Source organism: Haloflavibacter putidus, assembly GCF_006546625.1.
Classification (GTDB): domain Bacteria; phylum Bacteroidota; class Bacteroidia; order Flavobacteriales; family Flavobacteriaceae; genus Mesonia; species Mesonia putida.
Genome location: NZ_VIAR01000002.1, coordinates 24,243 through 42,351 on the forward strand (window position 1 = coordinate 24,243; position 18,109 = coordinate 42,351).

At 35.9% G+C, this 18,109-nt stretch carries 15 protein-coding genes; 9 read left to right on the forward strand and 6 right to left on the reverse strand.

Annotation, left to right across the window (positions count from 1 at the left end; translation table 11 throughout):
• The first annotated feature begins 65 nt into the window (after window positions 1–65).
• The gene (lpdA, locus tag FKR84_RS02250) at window positions 66–1,466 is read left to right on the forward strand and encodes a dihydrolipoyl dehydrogenase (RefSeq protein WP_141420568.1); all 1,401 of its coding nucleotides are present in this window, start codon (window positions 66–68) and stop codon (window positions 1,464–1,466) included.
• Between the two features lie 79 nt (window positions 1,467–1,545).
• Here lpdA and FKR84_RS02255 read toward each other — a convergent pair whose 3' ends face one another.
• From FKR84_RS02255 to FKR84_RS02280, 6 genes are all read right to left on the reverse strand, one after another.
• Window positions 1,546–3,585: a T9SS type A sorting domain-containing protein gene (locus FKR84_RS02255; protein WP_141420569.1), complete on the reverse strand. Its 2,040-nt coding sequence runs from the start codon at window positions 3,583–3,585 to the stop codon at window positions 1,546–1,548.
• A gap of 3 nt (window positions 3,586–3,588) precedes the next feature.
• Window positions 3,589–3,996, reverse strand: coding sequence for a hypothetical protein (locus FKR84_RS02260; protein ID WP_141420570.1), 408 nt, complete (start codon window positions 3,994–3,996; stop codon window positions 3,589–3,591).
• 100 nt (window positions 3,997–4,096) lie between these two features.
• A complete protein-coding gene (locus FKR84_RS02265; RefSeq protein ID WP_141420571.1) occupies window positions 4,097–4,441 on the reverse strand; it encodes a hypothetical protein in 345 nt (114 codons plus the stop codon).
• A 60-nt stretch (window positions 4,442–4,501) separates the two neighbouring features.
• Window positions 4,502–5,605, reverse strand: a complete 1,104-nt coding sequence (locus FKR84_RS02270) for an IS4 family transposase (RefSeq protein ID WP_141420572.1) — start codon at window positions 5,603–5,605, stop codon at window positions 4,502–4,504.
• Window positions 5,606–5,821: 216 nt separating this feature from the next.
• Window positions 5,822–6,760 carry a YeiH family protein gene (locus tag FKR84_RS02275; protein WP_141420573.1) on the reverse strand — a complete coding sequence of 313 codons (939 nt, stop codon included), beginning with the start codon at window positions 6,758–6,760 and terminating at the stop codon, window positions 5,822–5,824.
• A 67-nt stretch (window positions 6,761–6,827) separates the two neighbouring features.
• Window positions 6,828–7,715, reverse strand: coding sequence for a LysR family transcriptional regulator (locus FKR84_RS02280; protein WP_141420574.1), 888 nt, complete (start codon window positions 7,713–7,715; stop codon window positions 6,828–6,830).
• Between the two features lie 94 nt (window positions 7,716–7,809).
• Between FKR84_RS02280 and FKR84_RS02285 the strand changes: the two genes are divergently transcribed.
• From FKR84_RS02285 to FKR84_RS02320, 8 genes are all read left to right on the forward strand, one after another.
• Window positions 7,810–8,352 carry an NADPH-dependent FMN reductase gene (locus FKR84_RS02285; protein ID WP_141420575.1) on the forward strand — a complete coding sequence of 181 codons (543 nt, stop codon included), beginning with the start codon at window positions 7,810–7,812 and terminating at the stop codon, window positions 8,350–8,352.
• 2 nt (window positions 8,353–8,354) lie between these two features.
• On the forward strand, window positions 8,355–9,647 hold the full coding sequence (gene pabB / locus FKR84_RS02290; RefSeq protein ID WP_233357641.1) for an aminodeoxychorismate synthase component I: 1,293 nt from the start codon (window positions 8,355–8,357) through the stop codon (window positions 9,645–9,647).
• A 58-nt stretch (window positions 9,648–9,705) separates the two neighbouring features.
• Window positions 9,706–11,016 carry a tRNA lysidine(34) synthetase TilS gene (gene tilS / locus FKR84_RS02295; protein WP_141420577.1) on the forward strand — a complete coding sequence of 437 codons (1,311 nt, stop codon included), beginning with the start codon at window positions 9,706–9,708 and terminating at the stop codon, window positions 11,014–11,016.
• Window positions 11,016–13,073 carry a protein-disulfide reductase DsbD family protein gene (locus tag FKR84_RS02300; protein WP_141420578.1) on the forward strand — a complete coding sequence of 686 codons (2,058 nt, stop codon included), beginning with the start codon at window positions 11,016–11,018 and terminating at the stop codon, window positions 13,071–13,073. The genes tilS and FKR84_RS02300 overlap by 1 nt, the downstream gene beginning before the upstream one ends.
• 217 nt (window positions 13,074–13,290) lie before the next feature.
• Window positions 13,291–15,117, forward strand: a complete 1,827-nt coding sequence (locus FKR84_RS02305; RefSeq protein WP_233357655.1) for a CocE/NonD family hydrolase — start codon at window positions 13,291–13,293, stop codon at window positions 15,115–15,117.
• 140 nt (window positions 15,118–15,257) lie between these two features.
• Window positions 15,258–16,244: a 6-phosphofructokinase gene (pfkA, locus tag FKR84_RS02310; protein ID WP_141420580.1), complete on the forward strand. Its 987-nt coding sequence runs from the start codon at window positions 15,258–15,260 to the stop codon at window positions 16,242–16,244.
• An 11-nt stretch (window positions 16,245–16,255) separates the two neighbouring features.
• Window positions 16,256–17,257 carry a type I glyceraldehyde-3-phosphate dehydrogenase gene (gene gap, locus FKR84_RS02315; protein ID WP_141420581.1) on the forward strand — a complete coding sequence of 334 codons (1,002 nt, stop codon included), beginning with the start codon at window positions 16,256–16,258 and terminating at the stop codon, window positions 17,255–17,257.
• Window positions 17,257–18,108: an N-acetylglucosamine kinase gene (locus FKR84_RS02320; RefSeq protein WP_141420582.1), complete on the forward strand. Its 852-nt coding sequence runs from the start codon at window positions 17,257–17,259 to the stop codon at window positions 18,106–18,108. The genes gap and FKR84_RS02320 overlap by 1 nt, the downstream gene beginning before the upstream one ends.
• Window position 18,109: the final 1 nt, after the last annotated feature.

Consider the following 18,109-nt stretch of genomic DNA (forward strand, 5'->3'; position numbering starts at 1 on the left):
CATTGTCGATTGATTTAGTTATCGTATTTTTGTAACTGTTTTAAAAAAATCAATAAAACTATATTATGAGTACTTACGACGTTGCTGTCATTGGGTCGGGACCCGGAGGTTATGTTGCCGCTATTCGCTGCGCACAGCTTGGGTTAAAAACCGCCATTATAGAAAAATATAACACCAAAGGAGGAACTTGCCTAAACGTAGGCTGTATCCCATCTAAAGCTTTGTTAGATTCTTCGCACCATTACGAAGATGCCGTAAAACATTTTGAAGATCACGGCATAGAATTAGACGGAGACCTAAAGCTAAACCTCAAGAAAATGATGTCTCGCAAAGATAGCGTGGTAGAACAAACCACCAAAGGCATTGATTTCTTGATGGATAAAAATAAAATAGACTCTTTTCAAGGCGTTGCATCTTTTAAAAATAAAACCCACATTAAAATAGAAGGCGAAGAAAGCCAAACTATAGAAGCAAAACACAGTATTATTGCCACCGGAAGTAAGCCGGCTAACTTGCCTTTTATAGAGTTAGATAAAGAACGCATTATCACTTCTACAGAAGCTATTAAGCTTAAAGAAGTACCAAAACACTTGCTAGTTATTGGCGGTGGCGCAATTGGTTTAGAACTTGGCCAAGTGTACAAACGCCTTGGAGCAGAGGTTACAGTAATTGAATATATGGACCGCATTATTCCAACTATGGATAAAGCCCAGAGTAAAGATTTGATGAAATTCCTTAAAAAGCAAAAAACCAAATTTGCACTCTCGCATAAGGTCACTTCCGTGGAAAGAGACGGCGACGAAATAACCGTAAAGGCTAAAGATAAAAAAGATAAGGAAGTAGAATTTAAAGGCGATTACTGCTTAGTTTCTGTAGGTAGACGTCCATATACAGATGGTCTAAATGCAGATGCCGCCGGCGTAAAAGTAAACGATAAAGGCCAAGTTGGAGTAAACGAAAACCTGCAAACCAGCGCAGATAACATCTACGCAATTGGCGATGTTGTTAAAGGCGCAATGTTGGCACACAAAGCCGAAGAAGAAGGTGTTTTTGTTGCCGAAACTATTGCCGGACAAAAACCACATATAGACTATAATTTAATTCCGGGAGTGGTTTATACCTGGCCGGAAGTTGCCTCGGTAGGAAAAACCGAAGAGCAATTAAAAGAAGATAAAAAAGAGTACAAAAGCGGACAGTTTCCTATGCGGGCTTTAGGACGTTCTCGCGCTAGTGGCGACACAGACGGTTTTGTAAAAATCTTAACCGATAAGAAAACAGACGAAGTGCTTGGTGTACACATTGTAGGCGCACGCGCGGCAGATTTAATTGCCGAAGCCGTAACCGCAATGGAGTTTAGGGCAAGTGCAGAAGACATAGCACGTATGAGCCACGCGCACCCAACTTACGCAGAAGCGGTTAAGGAAGCTGCTTTGGCTGCCACAGAAGACAGACCAATTCACGTATAGAATAATAGAAATAACAATTAAAAAAACCGTCTTAAGGAGTTTCTTTAGACGGTTTTTTATTCCAAACTATTTTTAAAGTTTAGTTTATCAATAATTTAAAAGCTTTGGAATATTTATCAGCAGAAATTAATTTTAAGAAATAAACCCCCGGGGCTAATTGTTCCCTAATTTTTATAGTATTGCTTAAATCCTGAATATATGTTGTTGTTGAAAACAATAATTTACCGTTTAAGCTATGTATTTCAATCTCGGTTTTACCTGGAGGAATATTATCTATGTTAAATTTTCCCTGATTTGGGTTTGGAGAAACAATTACTTTTTCAAAATAAGCTTTGTCAACATTTAAATTTTGGATTGCAGTTATTTCCAAAGCGTCACTTTCGCCACACCCTTGTATAGTTTGGGTAACATAATAAGTAGTATTTTCTTCCAGAACCGTATCTGCGGGTAAGACTTGCGTATTTGCTGCATCTGCATACCAAGTAATAATTACATCTGCACCAGGCCAAGTGGTAGTATCAATAATTAAATCTTCCAAGGTTTCTCCCTCTGTAAACCATTGTACGCTTTCTCCTTGTGGGACTACAGGATCTACACAAGGCACAAATTTTGTAATAAAAGAATTTACTTGCGAAGAATTATTAAATGTTGCCTGAAAAGCATTATCACTAGCAATAAAATCGTGACTTTTAGTTAAACCCACTGCTACCAAAGCATTATTGTTTGTAACGGTAAAAGCCTTTGTCCACGAAGTATATTCATTTTGTGACCCGCCATAATAAGTACCCCACAATAAGTTCTGACCATTATAATCAAGTTTACTAATTGCCATTTGAGAACTGTTTCCGAAAAACTCATCCATATAACTTCCTGTCGTAATAATATTGGGGTTTGCCAAAATTTCACCATAAATATAAACATTGTTTGAGGTGTCGGCTCCTAATGACACGGGGTGTCCAGCTATTGGTCCCAAATAAGTACTCCACATAATTTGACCATTTTGAGTAAACCTGGCAATAAAAGCACTATTGTTTTGTCCCGGTAAATAATTGGGCTGCCAAGTATTAGGCGTACTTATACCGTTTTGACTTGTAGTTATACCGGTTAAATAAATTTGATTTCCTCGTAAAACCTCCAGTTTATCCAGTCCTTCGCTTCCTGCCCCTCCAAAATAAGAACCCCAAATGCGTTGACCAGATGGTGTGAATTTAGCTATAAAAATATCCCTTTCGCCACCTGCATAATTGCTTTGGTGAGAATTTGGCGTGCTATAGAAATTGGATGTACCATTACAGTTGCCACTTATATAAACATTATTATTATAATCTACTCCTAAACCCGATAATACGCTATACCCTCTAGGATTGTCTTGAGCAACTATATCCGGTCCATAATATGTTGCCCATAGCAAGTGTCCTGTATCGTTGAACCGCGCTAAAATAGGATAAGAGGGGTAAACGTAAATATCATTATCATCTACATAAGGAGGCGGAATACTATTTTTAAAGACACCTGGAGAACCTAGATTATCACTTTGGGTAGTACCCCATAAAAAAACATCATTAGCGTTACCCGCACTTACTTGACGTATAGTGGCAGAAGTGTTGCCTTGAAAATAGCTACTCCATTCCAATTGTCCAGAGGTGTCATATTTGGCAATAAAAGCAGAATTTAAAGGATTTGTATAATTTGAGGGGGGTTGGTTAAGGTTTTCTTGATAAACCCCTGTGGTAGCAATACCTTGGGTGCTATTGGTATTACCGGTAATATATATATTACCGTTTTTAATAGAAATACTTCCGGCAAAATCGTCTCCTTCCCCCCCAAAGTAAGTGGCGTACAACAAACTACCATCTGGTGTAAATTTTGCCAAAAACACATCTTTTATCCCACCACCATAATTGGTTTGCTGTGCATTTGGAGTAATTATATCGTTCAAAAAAAAACTTTGGTATTGCCTTACTTCCGCCAAGACCCAAATATTTTCTTCGTTATCTGTATCTACCGAAGTTATTTCAACATTATTAAAATATGTGCCCCATTCCCGTGTAAAGCTTTCGGTTTGCGCAAAAATAGAAAAAGTGGAAAGGGTTAATATGATAGTGATAAGAAGTTTCATATTTTAGTCGTTAAATACCACATAAATTTCACTACCAATAACTTGCCAAGTAGCTGAAAAGTTACCTTCCGTAAAGCTCAAATCATAAAAATCACCACAACCTTCTCCTAAACCATGTGCAATTCCAGGATAAGCAAATCTTAGATATTGAAAAATGGGGTCGCCACAAACTGCAATACTTCCACCTTCGCAAGAATCACAATTAACAAAAGGTGGGCCACCATTCCACATAGAGGGTGATTGCGCAAATGAAGCAATAGACATTTCAGAAGAAGCATCTAATTGAAATTCGGAATTAGAGTTAACTGTATAAGTGCAATTATCACAATCTATATTGAAAGGGTCAGTACCAGTGGCTACTAAATAAATTAAAATATTTTCATTTGTGTTGTTAATAAGATTTAAAGGCATAGAACTTTGGGCGTATAGGGAAAATGTACTTAAGGTTAAAAAAAGATATATAAAATAGATTTCATAATTTATAATTTTTGGTTAATAAAATGTAGGTTAATTAATTTTTTTTAAAATAATATTTTAAGGCTTCTTTAAAAGTCTTTTCAATTGTATAAGTTTTTATCAAATTTATACTTTTGCCTTCTGCCAGTAATAGATCTTTAGCATACGGTTCAATATAAGCTAATCTTTTTTCTAGTATTTTTTCATTTGTTTTTATTGTACTGTCCTTGAAGTTCTCAGGTTTATTCCATATTCTTAAGGCATCTGAAAAATTTGCTTTTGAAACCTGAATACTAGTTTCCGCTTCAGATATATTTTGAATTTCGGAATCACTATTACAAGAAAAAAGACTGCAAAACATTAGTAAAAATAGAAAAAACGGCAGTTGGTTATTTTTCATAATAATAAATTTAGTTAATTTTTGTTAAAAGTATGAATATTTAGTCGTTAAAACAAATTTTTAAGTACACGACAAAAATTGAAATAGGTTAAGATCATATCTATTAGTTCCCGATAACAAGCATCTTGAGAGATAGTCCAATCCATACCTAAAGACTGATATAGCTCTTCTTCCGTGTTTTTTGATTCTTATCGCTCTTATTTGAGTATCAATATGGTCCCCGATTTTATAGCACCACACAAATGCTATCATCACGAGCATAATCAACTTTTCCAGTCTTTCAGGATGTGTAACGTGAGTATCCTCAAGATTGAACCCGCTGGTTTTTAGAGCCCTGAACAAGGTCTCGATCTGCCATCTTTTACGGTAGTATTCCAAGGCTTCATCTGGTTTGTTGAATGATACTATAATGCAAAAGTCAACTTTTCCATCTTTAATGTATTTTGTACCCGATAAGTAACAATATTCCCCGTGCATCCTGACTATTTTAGGATAGTGTCTTAGTTCCCCAGCTTTTAAACTATGAAATAAGTGCTGTGCCGTAATTTCTTTTTGCTTTCTTGGACAGAATACTTTGAAGTTATTACGTATTCGAATGAAGTAGCGTATATTATTTGAATTAAGGAAATTAAGCCATTGCTCACCCACAAACTCCCTATCTGCCAATAAACAATTGATACAGTCCTTCCCAAAGCAGTCAATGAAATCTTGTACCAATGCAATACGCTCAGAAGTATTGGAATTTCCTCTTTTGTCCAGCATTTTGAACATTATGGGAAAAGCTAGGTTTTTATAACTAACACCCAACATAAGGATATTGATGTTTTTATCACCAAACTTCCAGTTGGTCCTATCCATAGAGAGAACCAATTTATCTTTCTCTGGAAGAAGGCAAAAAATAAACTTGGCCACCCAGATCATAGATAGATCGGCAAGTGCCATAAAGCGTTGAATACGCCTGTAACTGCTTGAAGCATCTACAGATGTGTCAAACCCGGCAGATAACTTTGCAAAATTGACAGACTTAACTTTGCACAGGGCGTCAATAAACAGACAGATAAGACGGATCCTAGCCAAGTTGAGATGTCCTTTGAAATGGGCTTTGAATAGTGTTAATAATTGAGTATCTTTAGTACTTGTACTGGAGTTCTTTTTTAAAATCATTACTTGAAGAATAATACTTTAATATACTGAACTCCAGTATTTTATACAATAAAAAGAAGATAAAAATTCAACTTACTTTGTTATAAATCAAAGATTTAAGTGGTTTTTGTCGTGTACTAAAAACAATTTTATATCTTTTATTTACGTTACGAATGAGGTAAGGAAAACACTTAACACAAATTTTTACTCTAAATGTTTTTTGCAAAAACCTACTCCTTAATGAAGAAATAGAATATAACATAAAGAAGTAACTGAAATTACAATCCATAAACTGCTGCCCAAAACAATGGGTTGTAAGCCGCTTTCTTTAATAGATTGTATGGTTAAACCAGAACCCACCAAAAACAATGTCAAAACCAATAATTGCTTAGCTACTGCAGGAATACCAACGGTTACTAGGTTGGGTAAATCTACGTACGAGCTAAAAACTACTGCGGCAATAAATAAAAAAATAAACCAAGGTATTTTTATACTGTCTGTTTTTCCTTTAAATAAGAACATAGAAACAATAGTTAGAGGTATAATCCATAAAGCTCTGGCCAGTTTTACGGTAACGGCAATATCTAAAGCTTCTTCGCCATAAGCCAAAGCCGCTCCAACAACAGAGCTGGTGTCGTGAATGGCCACGGCGCTCCATAAACCAAAATCTGCTTGTGAGAGATTTAATAAATGTCCTAATGTGGGAAAAACAAATAAGGCTACTGCGTTTAAAAAGAAAACAACGCCCAAGGCAATAGAAATTTGGTTTTCTTTAGCTTTTACTACGGCAGATACTGCGGCAATTGCGCTTCCACCGCAGATAGCGGTTCCGGAAGAAATTAGATAAGCAATGCCTTTATCTATTTTTAATAATTTTCCTAAAAAATAGCCTAAGATTAAAACGGTAACTATAGTAAAAATGGTTAATCCTAAACCTTCTTTTCCTACTTCTAAGGTTTTGTTGAGGTTCATACCGAAACCTAAACCAACAATCGAAATTTTTAATAACCATTTTACAATTTTGCCGGTGTATTGCTTAAACGGATTGTAAACCACATTGGTTACAATAAAACCCATTAATAAAGCTATAGGCGAAGATATAAAAGGGCTTAAGCACAAAAGTGCTAAGATTATAAAAAGTGCTTTGGCTACTGCCGAAGATAAGTTTATACGCATCCTACTTTAATTTGATAACAAAGTTCGGGTATTTATCCCGGTATAGGTCAACGTAAATTTTTATGCTTTATAACTTTTGGTTATAATCTTTTTGAAAGAACTTTTTAAGCAAATTTAGAAAAGAAGATTGGTAACCTTGTTTAGAAACAAAATAAAGCGGACGTTTTATCTCAAAATCGTCTATATCTATAATTTGTAATTTATTAGCTTTTAATTCTTCCAAGACGGAAAAAATAGAGACAAAGGCGTAGCTGTTACCATAATACAAATAGGTTTTTATGCTTTCTGTACTGCCTAAAACCATTTCAGTTTGTAAGCTTTTTTTGTCTATTCCTATTTTCTGTAAATGGTTTTCTAAAATATTTCGCGTGCCGGAGCCTTCTTCCCGCAGTACCAAAGGCAGTTTAGGCAAATCTTCTAAAATGACAGAACTTTGCTTATTTTTGGTGTTGCTTACTAAAACCAACTCGTCATCTAAAAACTTCTCGTATTGTAGTAAAGGGTTGTGGTTGCTTCCCTCGATTAAAGCAAAAGATAAGGCATTGTTTTCTATTTTCTTTTCTATAGTGGCAGAATTATCGTTTATAAGAGTAAAACTGGTGTCGGGAAAACGTTGTTTTATTTCTGCCAGAGATTTAGGAAAAATGTATTGTGCAATAGTAGTGCTGGCGCCCAATTTTAGTTCTTTCGGTAATTTTTTTTGCAAACTCAAAAAATGATCTTCCAACCCATCGTACATAGCTAATATTTTATGGGCATAAGCCAGTAAATCTTCTCCGGCAGGGGTAAGTGCAATACTATTACCTTGACGGTCAAATAATTTTACGGCATATTTATTTTCAATTTCTCTAATATGTTTAGAAACCGCCGGTTGCGAAAGGTGCAAACTTTTAGATGCTTTTGAAAAACTTAAATTCTGCGCAACCTGAACAAAAACCCGTAATCTGAATTCCATAATATAAAGTTATAACTCAAAATTAACTATTTGGCTGGAAATAAAATTTGTGTAAATGGGCAAATTCTATTTATTTTAGCCGAAAAATAATTCTATGGGCAAAATCTTAGCTTTTGCAGGCTCTAACAGCAAGACTTCTATTAATTATGAGTTGGTAAAATTTGTAAGCGATCAACTAATAGAAGAAGAGGTAAAACTAATTAAACTAACCAATTATGATTTACCTATGTACAACATCAATAACGAAGAAGACAATGGCTTCCCGCCTGTTTTAGATTTGTTGTATCGAGAGATAAAAGACGCAAAAGCACTTATTATTTCGGTAAACGAGCATAACGGCATGATTTCTAGTTTTTTTAAAAATGTGTTAGATTGGCTCTCCCGCGTAGATCGTAACTTTCTTGAAGGTAAAAAAGTTTTGCTTATGAGTACTTCTACCGGTCCCGGTGCGGCTTCTTTGGCGCGAACTTACGTAGAAGCCGCCATAGAACGCTATAAAGGCGAGGTAGTGAGCAGTTTTGGCTTTCCTTCATTTACCGATAATTTTGACCTAGAAAAACAAGAAATAACCAATGAAACTTTGCTCTTGGGCGTAAAAGACACCTTATCAAACTTTCAGCAAGAAATAGCTGAATAATTTTGCGGGTTCAACGTACATTTCCAATAAATGATTCTGGCGCTTTAAAAGCGCAACTTTTGGAATGGGCGCAAGCTTTTGAAGAAATCGTCTATTTAGATTCCAATTCGTATTCCGCCCAACACCCGTTTGAAGCTATTTTGGCGGTAGAAGCCTTTACCGCTTTAAAAACCGATTATAAAAATGCATTTGAACAGTTGGACGAATACCAAAAAACCACAAAAGATTGGATTTTTGGTTACCTGAGTTACGATTTGAAAAACGACACCGAAAAAATTACTTCTACCAACCACGACGGACTAGCTTTCCCAGATTTATATTTCTTTCAGCCGCAGCGGCTTATTTTTTTAAAGAAAGATGAAATTTGTTTTGACTATTTAAATTTGGTGGGAGAGGAGATAGAAGAAGATTTTCTAGCCATTAAAAACTGTAGTGTTGCGAGTTACGCTTCCGCGGAAGCGAAAGAATATACAGTAACCTCAAAAATTTGTAAAGAAAAGTACTTAGAAAAAGTAGAGCAATTCTTGACACATTTAAAACGGGGAGACATTTATGAAGCTAATTTTTGTCAAGAATTTTATGTAGAAAACGTCCAAATAGATCCAAAAAAGACATTTCAAAACCTCAACTTGCTTAGCAAAGCGCCATTTGCCGCATTTTTAAAATTGGAAGAATTTTTCTTGCTTTCCGGTAGTCCGGAGCGTTATTTAAAAAAAGAAGGAGAAAAAATAATTTCGCAACCCATAAAAGGAACGGCCGCCAGAAGTAAAAATCCTGCCAAAGACCAAGCCTTAAAAGAAGCTTTACCAAACGACCCAAAAGAACGTGCCGAAAATATTATGATTGTAGATTTGGTGCGCAACGATTTATCTAAAACTGCAGCAAAAGGAAGCGTAAAGGTAGAAGAATTGTGCGAAGTTTACAGCTTTAAAACGGTACATCAATTAATTTCTACCATTTCTTCTTCCGTAAAGGAAAATATAGCACCGGTAGAAATTATAAAAAGCACTTTCCCGATGGGAAGTATGACGGGCGCACCAAAATTATCTGCTATGCAAATAATTGAAGAATTAGAAGAAAGCAAAAGAGGCTTATACTCTGGAGCGGTTGGCTATTTTACGCCAAATGGTGATTTTGATTTTAATGTTGTAATTAGAAGTGTTTTGTACAATAAAGAGAAAAAATATTGCAGTTTTTCTGTTGGAGGCGCCATCACTGCCAAGTCTATTCCTGAAAAAGAATACGAAGAATGCACGCTAAAAGCCGCAGCGATGCATAAAGCCTTAAAAATGTAACCTAAGTTACGTTTTTCGGTAAAATAATAATGTATATTTGAACGGTAAAATTGCTTTCATGCTGCAGCTTTTTAAAAATCACCTCGCAAAAAATTTATCTTATTTAAAACCGGCCAAACTTTTATTAGCAGTAAGTGGCGGGCTAGACAGTGTGGTTATGGCACATTTATGCAAACAAGCAGAATTGAATTTCGTGCTTGCCCATTGCAATTTTAAACTACGTGGGAAAGCTAGCGACCAAGATGAAGATTTTGTAAAAGAACTGGCTACTTCTTTAGATGTAGAAATTTACACCCAAGGTTTTGCCACAACAGAGTATGCTAAAGCAGAAAAATTATCTACCCAAGTCGCAGCGCGCGATTTGCGTTACGCTTGGTTTTATGAGCTTTTGGCAGAACACGAATTAGATTATGTTTTAACCGCACACCACGCCAACGACAGTTTAGAAACGATGTTAATAAATTTGTCGCGTGGCACAGGGTTAAAAGGTTTGACGGGAATACCAGAAAACAACAATAAAATTGTACGTCCGTTACTACCTTTTAACCGAAAAGATTTAGAAAACTTTGCGGAAAAAAACAAAATAAATTGGCGGCATGACCAAACCAACGATACAGACGATTATTTTCGTAATAGAATAAGGCATCAAGTAGTGCCACCTTTAGTAGAGGAAAATTCGCAATTGTTTCAGACAATACAAAAAACACAAGCTAATCTAAAGCAAACCGAAGATTTATTAGAAGATTATACCGCTATCTTATTTTCTAAATTGGTGCAAAACATCAACGGAGAATATTATATTAATGTAGAGCAATTATTAGAAACTCCACATACCAAAGCAGTTTTATACCAATTACTAAATTCGTTTGGCTTTACGGAATGGAACGATATTTATAATTTATTACACGCGCAAACCGGAAAACAAGTATTCTCTGCCACGCATAGGTTGGTGAGAGATAGAGCAGTTTTAATTTTGGCTAAAAAACCAAAAGAGCATGAAAAAACTACTTTTCTTTTTAAAAAGGAGGATCGGAAATTAAACTTTTCGGGTAAGTTGTTAGTCAAAGAGATTATAGAAGAACTTGGCAAGCCCCAAAATAACCTTGCTTTTTTAGATTATGATAAATTAGATTTTCCGCTTAAGCTTAGAAAATGGCAAGCGGGAGATGCTTTTTGTCCGTTTGGAATGAAAGGTACCAAAAAGCTAAGCGACTTTTTAAAAGACGAGAAAGTTTCGCCTATCGAAAAAGAAAATGTTTGGGTTTTAATGTCTGGAGAAAAAATAGTTTGGGTAATAAATCATCGTATAGATAATCGTTTTAAAGTAGAAAAAGACACCAAAAAAATAGTAAAATTTAGTTTAGTATAATGAAAAAACACCTCTTTTTAATTGTTAGTTTTTTTAGTATCGTTTTTGCTCAGGCGCAATTTGGAGGCCTTCAGTCTTCGCAAATGCTAGATCCGGTAGATTGGAGTGGTTCTATAGAAAAAACTTCCGACACAAATTACACACTTATTTTTAAAGCAGAAATAGAACCCGAATGGCACGTGTATTCACAGCACACGCCAGATGGAGGTTCGCTTCCTTTAGAAATTGACTTCTTAAATGCAGAAACTAATTTTTCCCTTGAAGGGGAAACAACCGAAAGCGAAACAGATTCGTTATACAATGAAATTTTTGGGGTAGAAGAAATATTTTTTGCAAATAATGCAACCTTAAAGCAAAAAATTGTCTTAAACGATGCAAGCGTCAATTTTATAAAAGCAGAACTTAGTTACCAAGTTTGTAAGGAAAGTTGTATAAACCAAGAGTTTTATTTTGTTTTTGATTTAAAAAACAATGAAGTAAAGGTATTTAGCAAGTACGATAAATTCGAAAACTACGGCGGCGCGATTGCTTCGGCAGATGTTGATAACAAAGAAGCTAAAACAGACGCTTCTTCTTCTGAACCTAAAAAAATAGAAGCTTCTAACGATGAAGAAGACCGCGGTATTTTTACGATATTTTGGTTGGCATTTTTATATGGTTTTGTTGCTTTGTTAACGCCTTGTGTTTTTCCCATGATACCAATGACGGTTGGTTTCTTTACTAAACAAAGTAAGACCAAAGCAAAAGGTATTCGCAACGCTTTGCTTTACGGATTTTTTATTGTTGTAATCTATCTTTTTTTAGGAACTATTATAACTGCCGTTTTTGGAGCAGATTCTCTAAATGCGCTATCTACCAATGTTACTTTTAATATTGTTTTCTTCTTAGTATTGTTGATTTTTGCAGCTTCATTTTTGGGGGCATTTGAGATTATGCTTCCCAACTCTTGGGCAAACAAGGTAGATAAACAAGCCGGAAGAGGCGGCTTGATAGGTATTTTCTTTATGGCTTTAGCGCTGGCAATTGTTAGTTTTAGTTGCACCGGACCAATTGTAGGTACGTTGTTGGTGCAAGCGGCATCTAAAGGAGGTTTGGCGCCAATTGTAGGAATGTTAGGTTTCTCGCTAGCCATCGCTATCCCGTTCGTGTTGTTTGCAATGTTCCCTGCCTGGATGACCAATTTACCGCGTTCTGGTGGCTGGTTAAATTCCGTAAAGGTGGTTTTAGGTTTCTTAGAATTGGCTTTAGCACTCAAATTTTTATCGAATGCAGATTTGGTATTGGAAGCGCATTGGTTAGAACGTGAAGTATTCTTGGCTTTATGGATAGCTATATTTGGTACCTTAACAATGTACTTATTCGGTAAATTAAAACTACCACATGATTCGCCAATTACGCATATTTCTGTTGGCCGATTAGGTTTTGGTTTGGTAGTTTTAAGCTTTACTATTTATTTAATTCCCGGTTTATGGGGCGCACCATTAAAGATTATTAGCGGTTTCCCACCACCAATGAATTATAGCGAATCTCCATACGGAGTTGGAAACACAAAATCTACCGGTTTTGGAAACACGATGCCAGAAGGAGATTTTCCGGAACATGCAGAATTAGGACCGCACGATATTTTGGCTTTTACAGATTATGAAGCCGGAATGAAATATGCTAAAGAAAATAATCTTCCTGTTTTATTAGATTTTACAGGGAAAGCTTGTATTAATTGCCGTAAAATGGAAGAAAGAGTTTGGAGTGAACCACAGGTTTTAACTAAACTTAAAAACGATATGGTTTTAATTTCGCTTTACGTAGATATTAAAGAAGAGTTGCCAGAAGACGAGCAGTATACTAGTAAAACTACCGGAAAACGCATACGTACCATTGGTAATAAATGGAGTGATTTTCAAATAGAGCATTATAGCACCAATGCGCAACCTTATTATATTATGTTAGACCACGAAGGCAACCCGCTTAATTCGCATGTTGGCTACACGCCAGATGTAGAAGAATATAATAGTTGGTTGCAAGAAGGTTTAGACAATTTTAAAGAAACAAAAAATTAAACTTGTTTAAAGAATCTAATAAAGCCGTCTCAACAGAAAAGTTTGTCAAAATAGCAGACATGACTTTTAAAAGTTTGAGACGGCTTTTTAGTTCCGTAAAGAAAAAGCAATTCTTACCTTTATAGAACTTATTTTAAATTCATATTTTTATTTCCTTTTTTTAACTGAAAAAATCACCTTTATGAAATCATCCTTCTCCTATCTTTTAGTGTTTTTTATGCTTTTTGGCAGTGTTTTGCTTTACGGACAAAATCCGGAAACTTATGCTGTAAAAGAACATTATACCAAACAAGAAGTAACTATAGAAATGCGCGATGGCAAGAAATTGCACACCACAATTTATTCGCCAAAAGATACTTCTAAGAAATATCCTATTGTGATGCAACGCACGCCATATAGTTCACGGCCTTATGGCGAAAATGAATTTCGTTCTAAAATTGGTCCCAATGAGTTTATGATGAAAGAAGGTTATATTGTGGTTTATCAAGATGTGCGTGGCCGTTGGATGAGCGAAGGAGATTATGATAATATGCGAGCTTTTATCCCTAATAAAAGCGGAGACCAAATAGACGAAGCCAGCGACACCTATGATACGATAGAATGGTTGGTAAACAATGTAGAAAACAATAACGGCAGAGTAGGAACCTGGGGAATTTCGTATCCCGGTTTTTATGCCACCTATTCGTTGTTGTCTGAACATCCGGCTTTAAAAGCAGCTTCTCCGCAAGCTAGTATTGGCGATTTCTTTTTTGATGATTTTCACCATAACGGAGCATACTTTTTAAGCTATTGGGTGGCAACTGCGCTTTTTGGTGAGCAACACGATGGTCCCACAGATAAAGCTTGGTACAATTTTCCTAAATTGGGTACCAAAGACCAATACCAATTTTTCTTAGATAACACCCCGCTTAGTAAATTAGACAAGCATTATAAAGACAACTTTTTTTGGCAACAACTTAAAGAGCATCCCAATTATGATGAGTTTTGGCAGTCTCGCGGAATAATTCAGCATTTAGAAAACACAGAAATTAAACCTGCAGTAATGACGGTTGGTGGTTTGTTTGATGCAGAAGATTTGTACGGCCCGTTTAATACCTATAAAACTATTGAGAAAAACAGCGATACTTATAATACATTGGTTTTTGGACCTTGGAGCCATGGCGATTGGGCGCGAACTAAAAAACGCCAAGCTGTAGGAAATGTATATTTTGGTGATGATATTTCTTTAGATTATCAAAAAAATATAGAAGCTAAATTTTTTCGTCTTTTTTTAAAAGAAAACACCAATCCAAAAAACATAGATTTACCGGAGGCATTGGTTTTTGATACTGGAACAAAAAAGTGGAACAGATATAAAAACTGGCCGCCAAAAAATACGCAAAAAAAGACTTTTTATTTAGGGAAAGAACAAAAGTTAAAAAGTTTACCAAACGCAAGTTTTAAAAACAATTTTGTTAGCGATCCTCAGAAACCCGTTCCATATTCCGAAGATATTAAGGTTGGTTTTACGCCGCGTAAGTATATGACAGACGATCAACGTTTTGCCGCTAGAAGACCAGATGTGTTGGTTTACGAAACAGAAGTATTAGAGAAAGACATGAAATTTAGCGGAGATATTTTGGCCAAATTAAAAGTTGCAACCACTGGCTCTGCTGCAGATTGGGTAGTAAAAGTTATTGACGTTTTTCCGCCCGATGCAGAAAACACAGAAGAGACTCAGGATCATTTACAAATGAGCAATTACCATATGCTGGTGCGCAGCGAAGTAATGCGAGGCAGATTTAGAAAAAGCTTTAAAAACCCAGATGCTTTTACACCCAATAAAAAAACCGATGTAAATATAACGTTACAAGACATAAACCACACGTTTAAAAAAGGACATAAACTTCAAATTCAAGTCCAAAGCACTTGGTTTCCTTTAATAGATATTAATCCGCAAACTTATGTAGATAATATTTTTAAGGCAAAAAAAGAAGATTTTAAAAAACAAACACACACGGTTTTTGGAGATTCTGCCATAGAATTTTTGTGGTTGAAGAAATAAAGCACTTATCCTATAAATTTTCTAAAGCTGATAACAGAAAATAATCAGTTGGTCTTGGAAGACTGATTTTTGTCAATTTTTACATCTGCCTAGCTGATTACATTAGGATTTCAAAATAAAATCGAATAACTTTGAAGGGTATGAAGAAACAATTGAATCACATTGGCGTGCTTACTTCCGGGGGCGACTCTCCTGGAATGAATGCGGCCATTAGAGCGGTAACAAGAGCCTGTGCTTACTACAAAATTAACTGTAGTGGAATCTATCGAGGTTACCAAGGTTTAATAGAAGGCGACTTTAAAGAACTTACCGCACGGTCTGTTAAAAATCTAATCAACCGGGGTGGTACGTTCTTAAAATCTGCAAGATCAGAAGAATTTAAATCTCCCGAGGGCCAACAAAAAGCTTACCACAATCTTAAAAAGCAAGGAATAGATGCTCTGGTGGTAATTGGTGGTGACGGAACTTTTAAAGGTGCAGAATACTTTGGTGAGAGTTTTGATTTTCCAATAGTTGGTATTCCCGGTACCATAGACAATGATATTCGCGGCACAGATTTTACGATTGGTTACGACACTGCACTAAATACCGTAGTAGATGCAATAGATAAGATTAGAGATACCGCAAATTCGCACAACAGACTATTTTTAGTAGAAGTAATGGGGCGCGATGCCGGAGATATTGCTTTAAATGCCGGTATTGGCGCTGGGGCGGAAGAAATTCTGATTCCTGAAGAAAATTTAGGAAAAGACCGGTTGTTAGAATCTTTGCAACGCAGTAGAAAATCTGGAAAAACATCCAGTATTATCGTCGTGGCGGAAGGCGACCAAATAGGAAAAAACATTTTTGAGCTAGCAGATTATATAGAAAGCAGCTTAGAAAATTATGAAGTCCGGGTAACGGTTTTAGGCCATATTCAGCGTGGCGGCTCCCCGAGTTGTTACGATAGGGTTTTGGCCAGCAGATTAGGTATTGGCGCGGTAGAAGCTTTACGAAACAATCAACGAGGTATAATGGTTGGTATACAGCATAAAAAAATAACCGCAGTACCTTTTAAAGAAGCTATATCAGGTCATAACGAAATAGATTTAGACCTTTTAAGAGTTTCAGATATAACATCGATTTAAAAAAATATACTATGAAAAAAATAAATTTAGGAATAAACGGCTTCGGTCGCATCGGACGCTTGGCCTTTAGAATTGCCCATAAAAATGAAAATATCCGCATTGTAGGAATTAATGATTTGGTAGAGGTAGAACAGTTGGCTTATCTCTTAAAACACGATTCCGTACACGGTAAATTTGATGCGCAGATTTCTATTAAAAATGGTAATTTGGTAGTAGACGGCGAAGAAATCCGCGTTAGCGCAGAAAAAAATCCGGAAGACTTAAAATGGAATGCCATAGAAGCAGATTATATTATAGACTGCACAGGTATGTTTAAAACTAAAGAAAGTGCGAGCAAACATTTACAGGCCGGCGCTAAAAAAGTACTAATTTCTGCACCATCTAAAGACTCGCCAATGTATGTTATGGGCGTAAATCATGATGAATTAACTGCGGAAGAAACAGTAATTAGCAACGCATCTTGTACTACCAATTGCTTGGCGCCGTTGGCAAAAGTTATGCACGAAGCTTTTGGAATAGAAGAAGCATTAATGACTACGGTACATGCGTCTACTTCTTCGCAGTTTGTAGTAGATTCGCCTTCTAAAAAGAATTACAGAATTGGCCGCAGCGCAATGAATAACATTATACCTACTACTACCGGAGCCGCAATAGCGGTAACCAAAGTAATACCAGAATTGAAAGGAAGACTTACGGGAATGGCTATGCGCGTGCCAACCCCAAACGTTTCTGTTGTAGACCTAACAGTAAGTACAGAAAAAGCTACGAGCTTAGAAGAAATAAAAAAAGTATTTAAAGAACAAGCAGAAACCAATTTGCAAGGAATTTTAGGTTATACCGAAGAAGCAGTCGTGTCGCAAGATTTTGTTTCAGAACCTCGAACTTGTGTATTTGACGCCGGCGCTAGTATGGAATTAAACGAAAATTTCTTTAAATTAATTGCCTGGTATGATAACGAATATGGCTACGCCAGTAAGTTGGTAGATCTGCTTATTTACGCGGCAAAATTATAATGATTTTATTGGCAGAAAGCGGTTCGACCAAATGTGATTGGGTAGTTTTAGATGCCGAGGGCAAAGTGGTTTTGCAAACAAAAACCAAAGGTTTAAATCCTTCAGTTTTTTCGGTAGCTTCTATGCAAAAGCATTTAAGCGAAAATGCACAACTTCTAGAATTGGGTAACAAAATAAAGAAGCTTTATTTTTATGGGGCAGGTTGCGGTACGCCAAAACCTGCTAAAACTATAGAGGTTATTTTAAAAAAAATGTTTCCTACTGCCAAGGTGTATATTCACGAAGATATTTTAGCCGCTTGTCTGGCCGTTACAACCCAACCGGGCATAGTTTGTATTTTGGGTACCGGCTCTAACGCCTGTTATTTTGACGGCAAAAAAGCGCATTTACCAATGCCGTCTCTGGGTTATATTATTATGGATGAAGCCAGCGGAAATTATTTTGGTAAGCAGCTCATTCGCGATTATTATTATGCAAAAATACCAGCAGATTTGGCAAGTATTTTTCAAGAAAACTATGCGCTTGACGCAGATATTATAAAGGAAAATTTATACCACCAACCCAATCCAAATACTTATTTGGCAAACTTTGCAAAGTTTATTTTTCAACACAAAGCAGATTATCCAAATTACTTTAATACGCTTTTAAATGCCGGAATAAATAAATTTATAGATAACCGAATTTTGACTTTAGAGAAAGATAAAAACCTGCCTGTTCATTTTGTAGGTTCTATTGCAAAATTTTCGGAAGATATTATTGAAAATTGTTTAAAAAGTAAGAATTTAGTCCTTGGGAAAATTCAACGCAAACCAATTGACGGATTGATAACTTATCATAAAAAAAATAATTAAT

Coding starts and splice junctions, on each gene's coding strand:
- lpdA (WP_141420568.1), top strand. CDS start 66: ATGAGTACTTACGACGTTGCTGTCATTGGGTCGGGACCCGGAGGTTAT.
- FKR84_RS02255 (WP_141420569.1), bottom strand. CDS start 3,585: ATGAAACTTCTTATCACTATCATATTAACCCTTTCCACTTTTTCTATT.
- FKR84_RS02260 (WP_141420570.1), bottom strand. CDS start 3,996: ATGCCTTTAAATCTTATTAACAACACAAATGAAAATATTTTAATTTAT.
- FKR84_RS02265 (WP_141420571.1), bottom strand. CDS start 4,441: ATGAAAAATAACCAACTGCCGTTTTTTCTATTTTTACTAATGTTTTGC.
- FKR84_RS02270 (WP_141420572.1), bottom strand. CDS start 5,605: ATGATTTTAAAAAAGAACTCCAGTACAAGTACTAAAGATACTCAATTA.
- FKR84_RS02275 (WP_141420573.1), bottom strand. CDS start 6,760: ATGCGTATAAACTTATCTTCGGCAGTAGCCAAAGCACTTTTTATAATC.
- FKR84_RS02280 (WP_141420574.1), bottom strand. CDS start 7,715: ATGGAATTCAGATTACGGGTTTTTGTTCAGGTTGCGCAGAATTTAAGT.
- FKR84_RS02285 (WP_141420575.1), top strand. CDS start 7,810: ATGGGCAAAATCTTAGCTTTTGCAGGCTCTAACAGCAAGACTTCTATT.
- tilS (WP_141420577.1), top strand. CDS start 9,706: ATGCTGCAGCTTTTTAAAAATCACCTCGCAAAAAATTTATCTTATTTA.
- FKR84_RS02300 (WP_141420578.1), top strand. CDS start 11,016: ATGAAAAAACACCTCTTTTTAATTGTTAGTTTTTTTAGTATCGTTTTT.
- FKR84_RS02305 (WP_233357655.1), top strand. CDS start 13,291: ATGCTTTTTGGCAGTGTTTTGCTTTACGGACAAAATCCGGAAACTTAT.
- pfkA (WP_141420580.1), top strand. CDS start 15,258: ATGAAGAAACAATTGAATCACATTGGCGTGCTTACTTCCGGGGGCGAC.
- gap (WP_141420581.1), top strand. CDS start 16,256: ATGAAAAAAATAAATTTAGGAATAAACGGCTTCGGTCGCATCGGACGC.
- FKR84_RS02320 (WP_141420582.1), top strand. CDS start 17,257: ATGATTTTATTGGCAGAAAGCGGTTCGACCAAATGTGATTGGGTAGTT.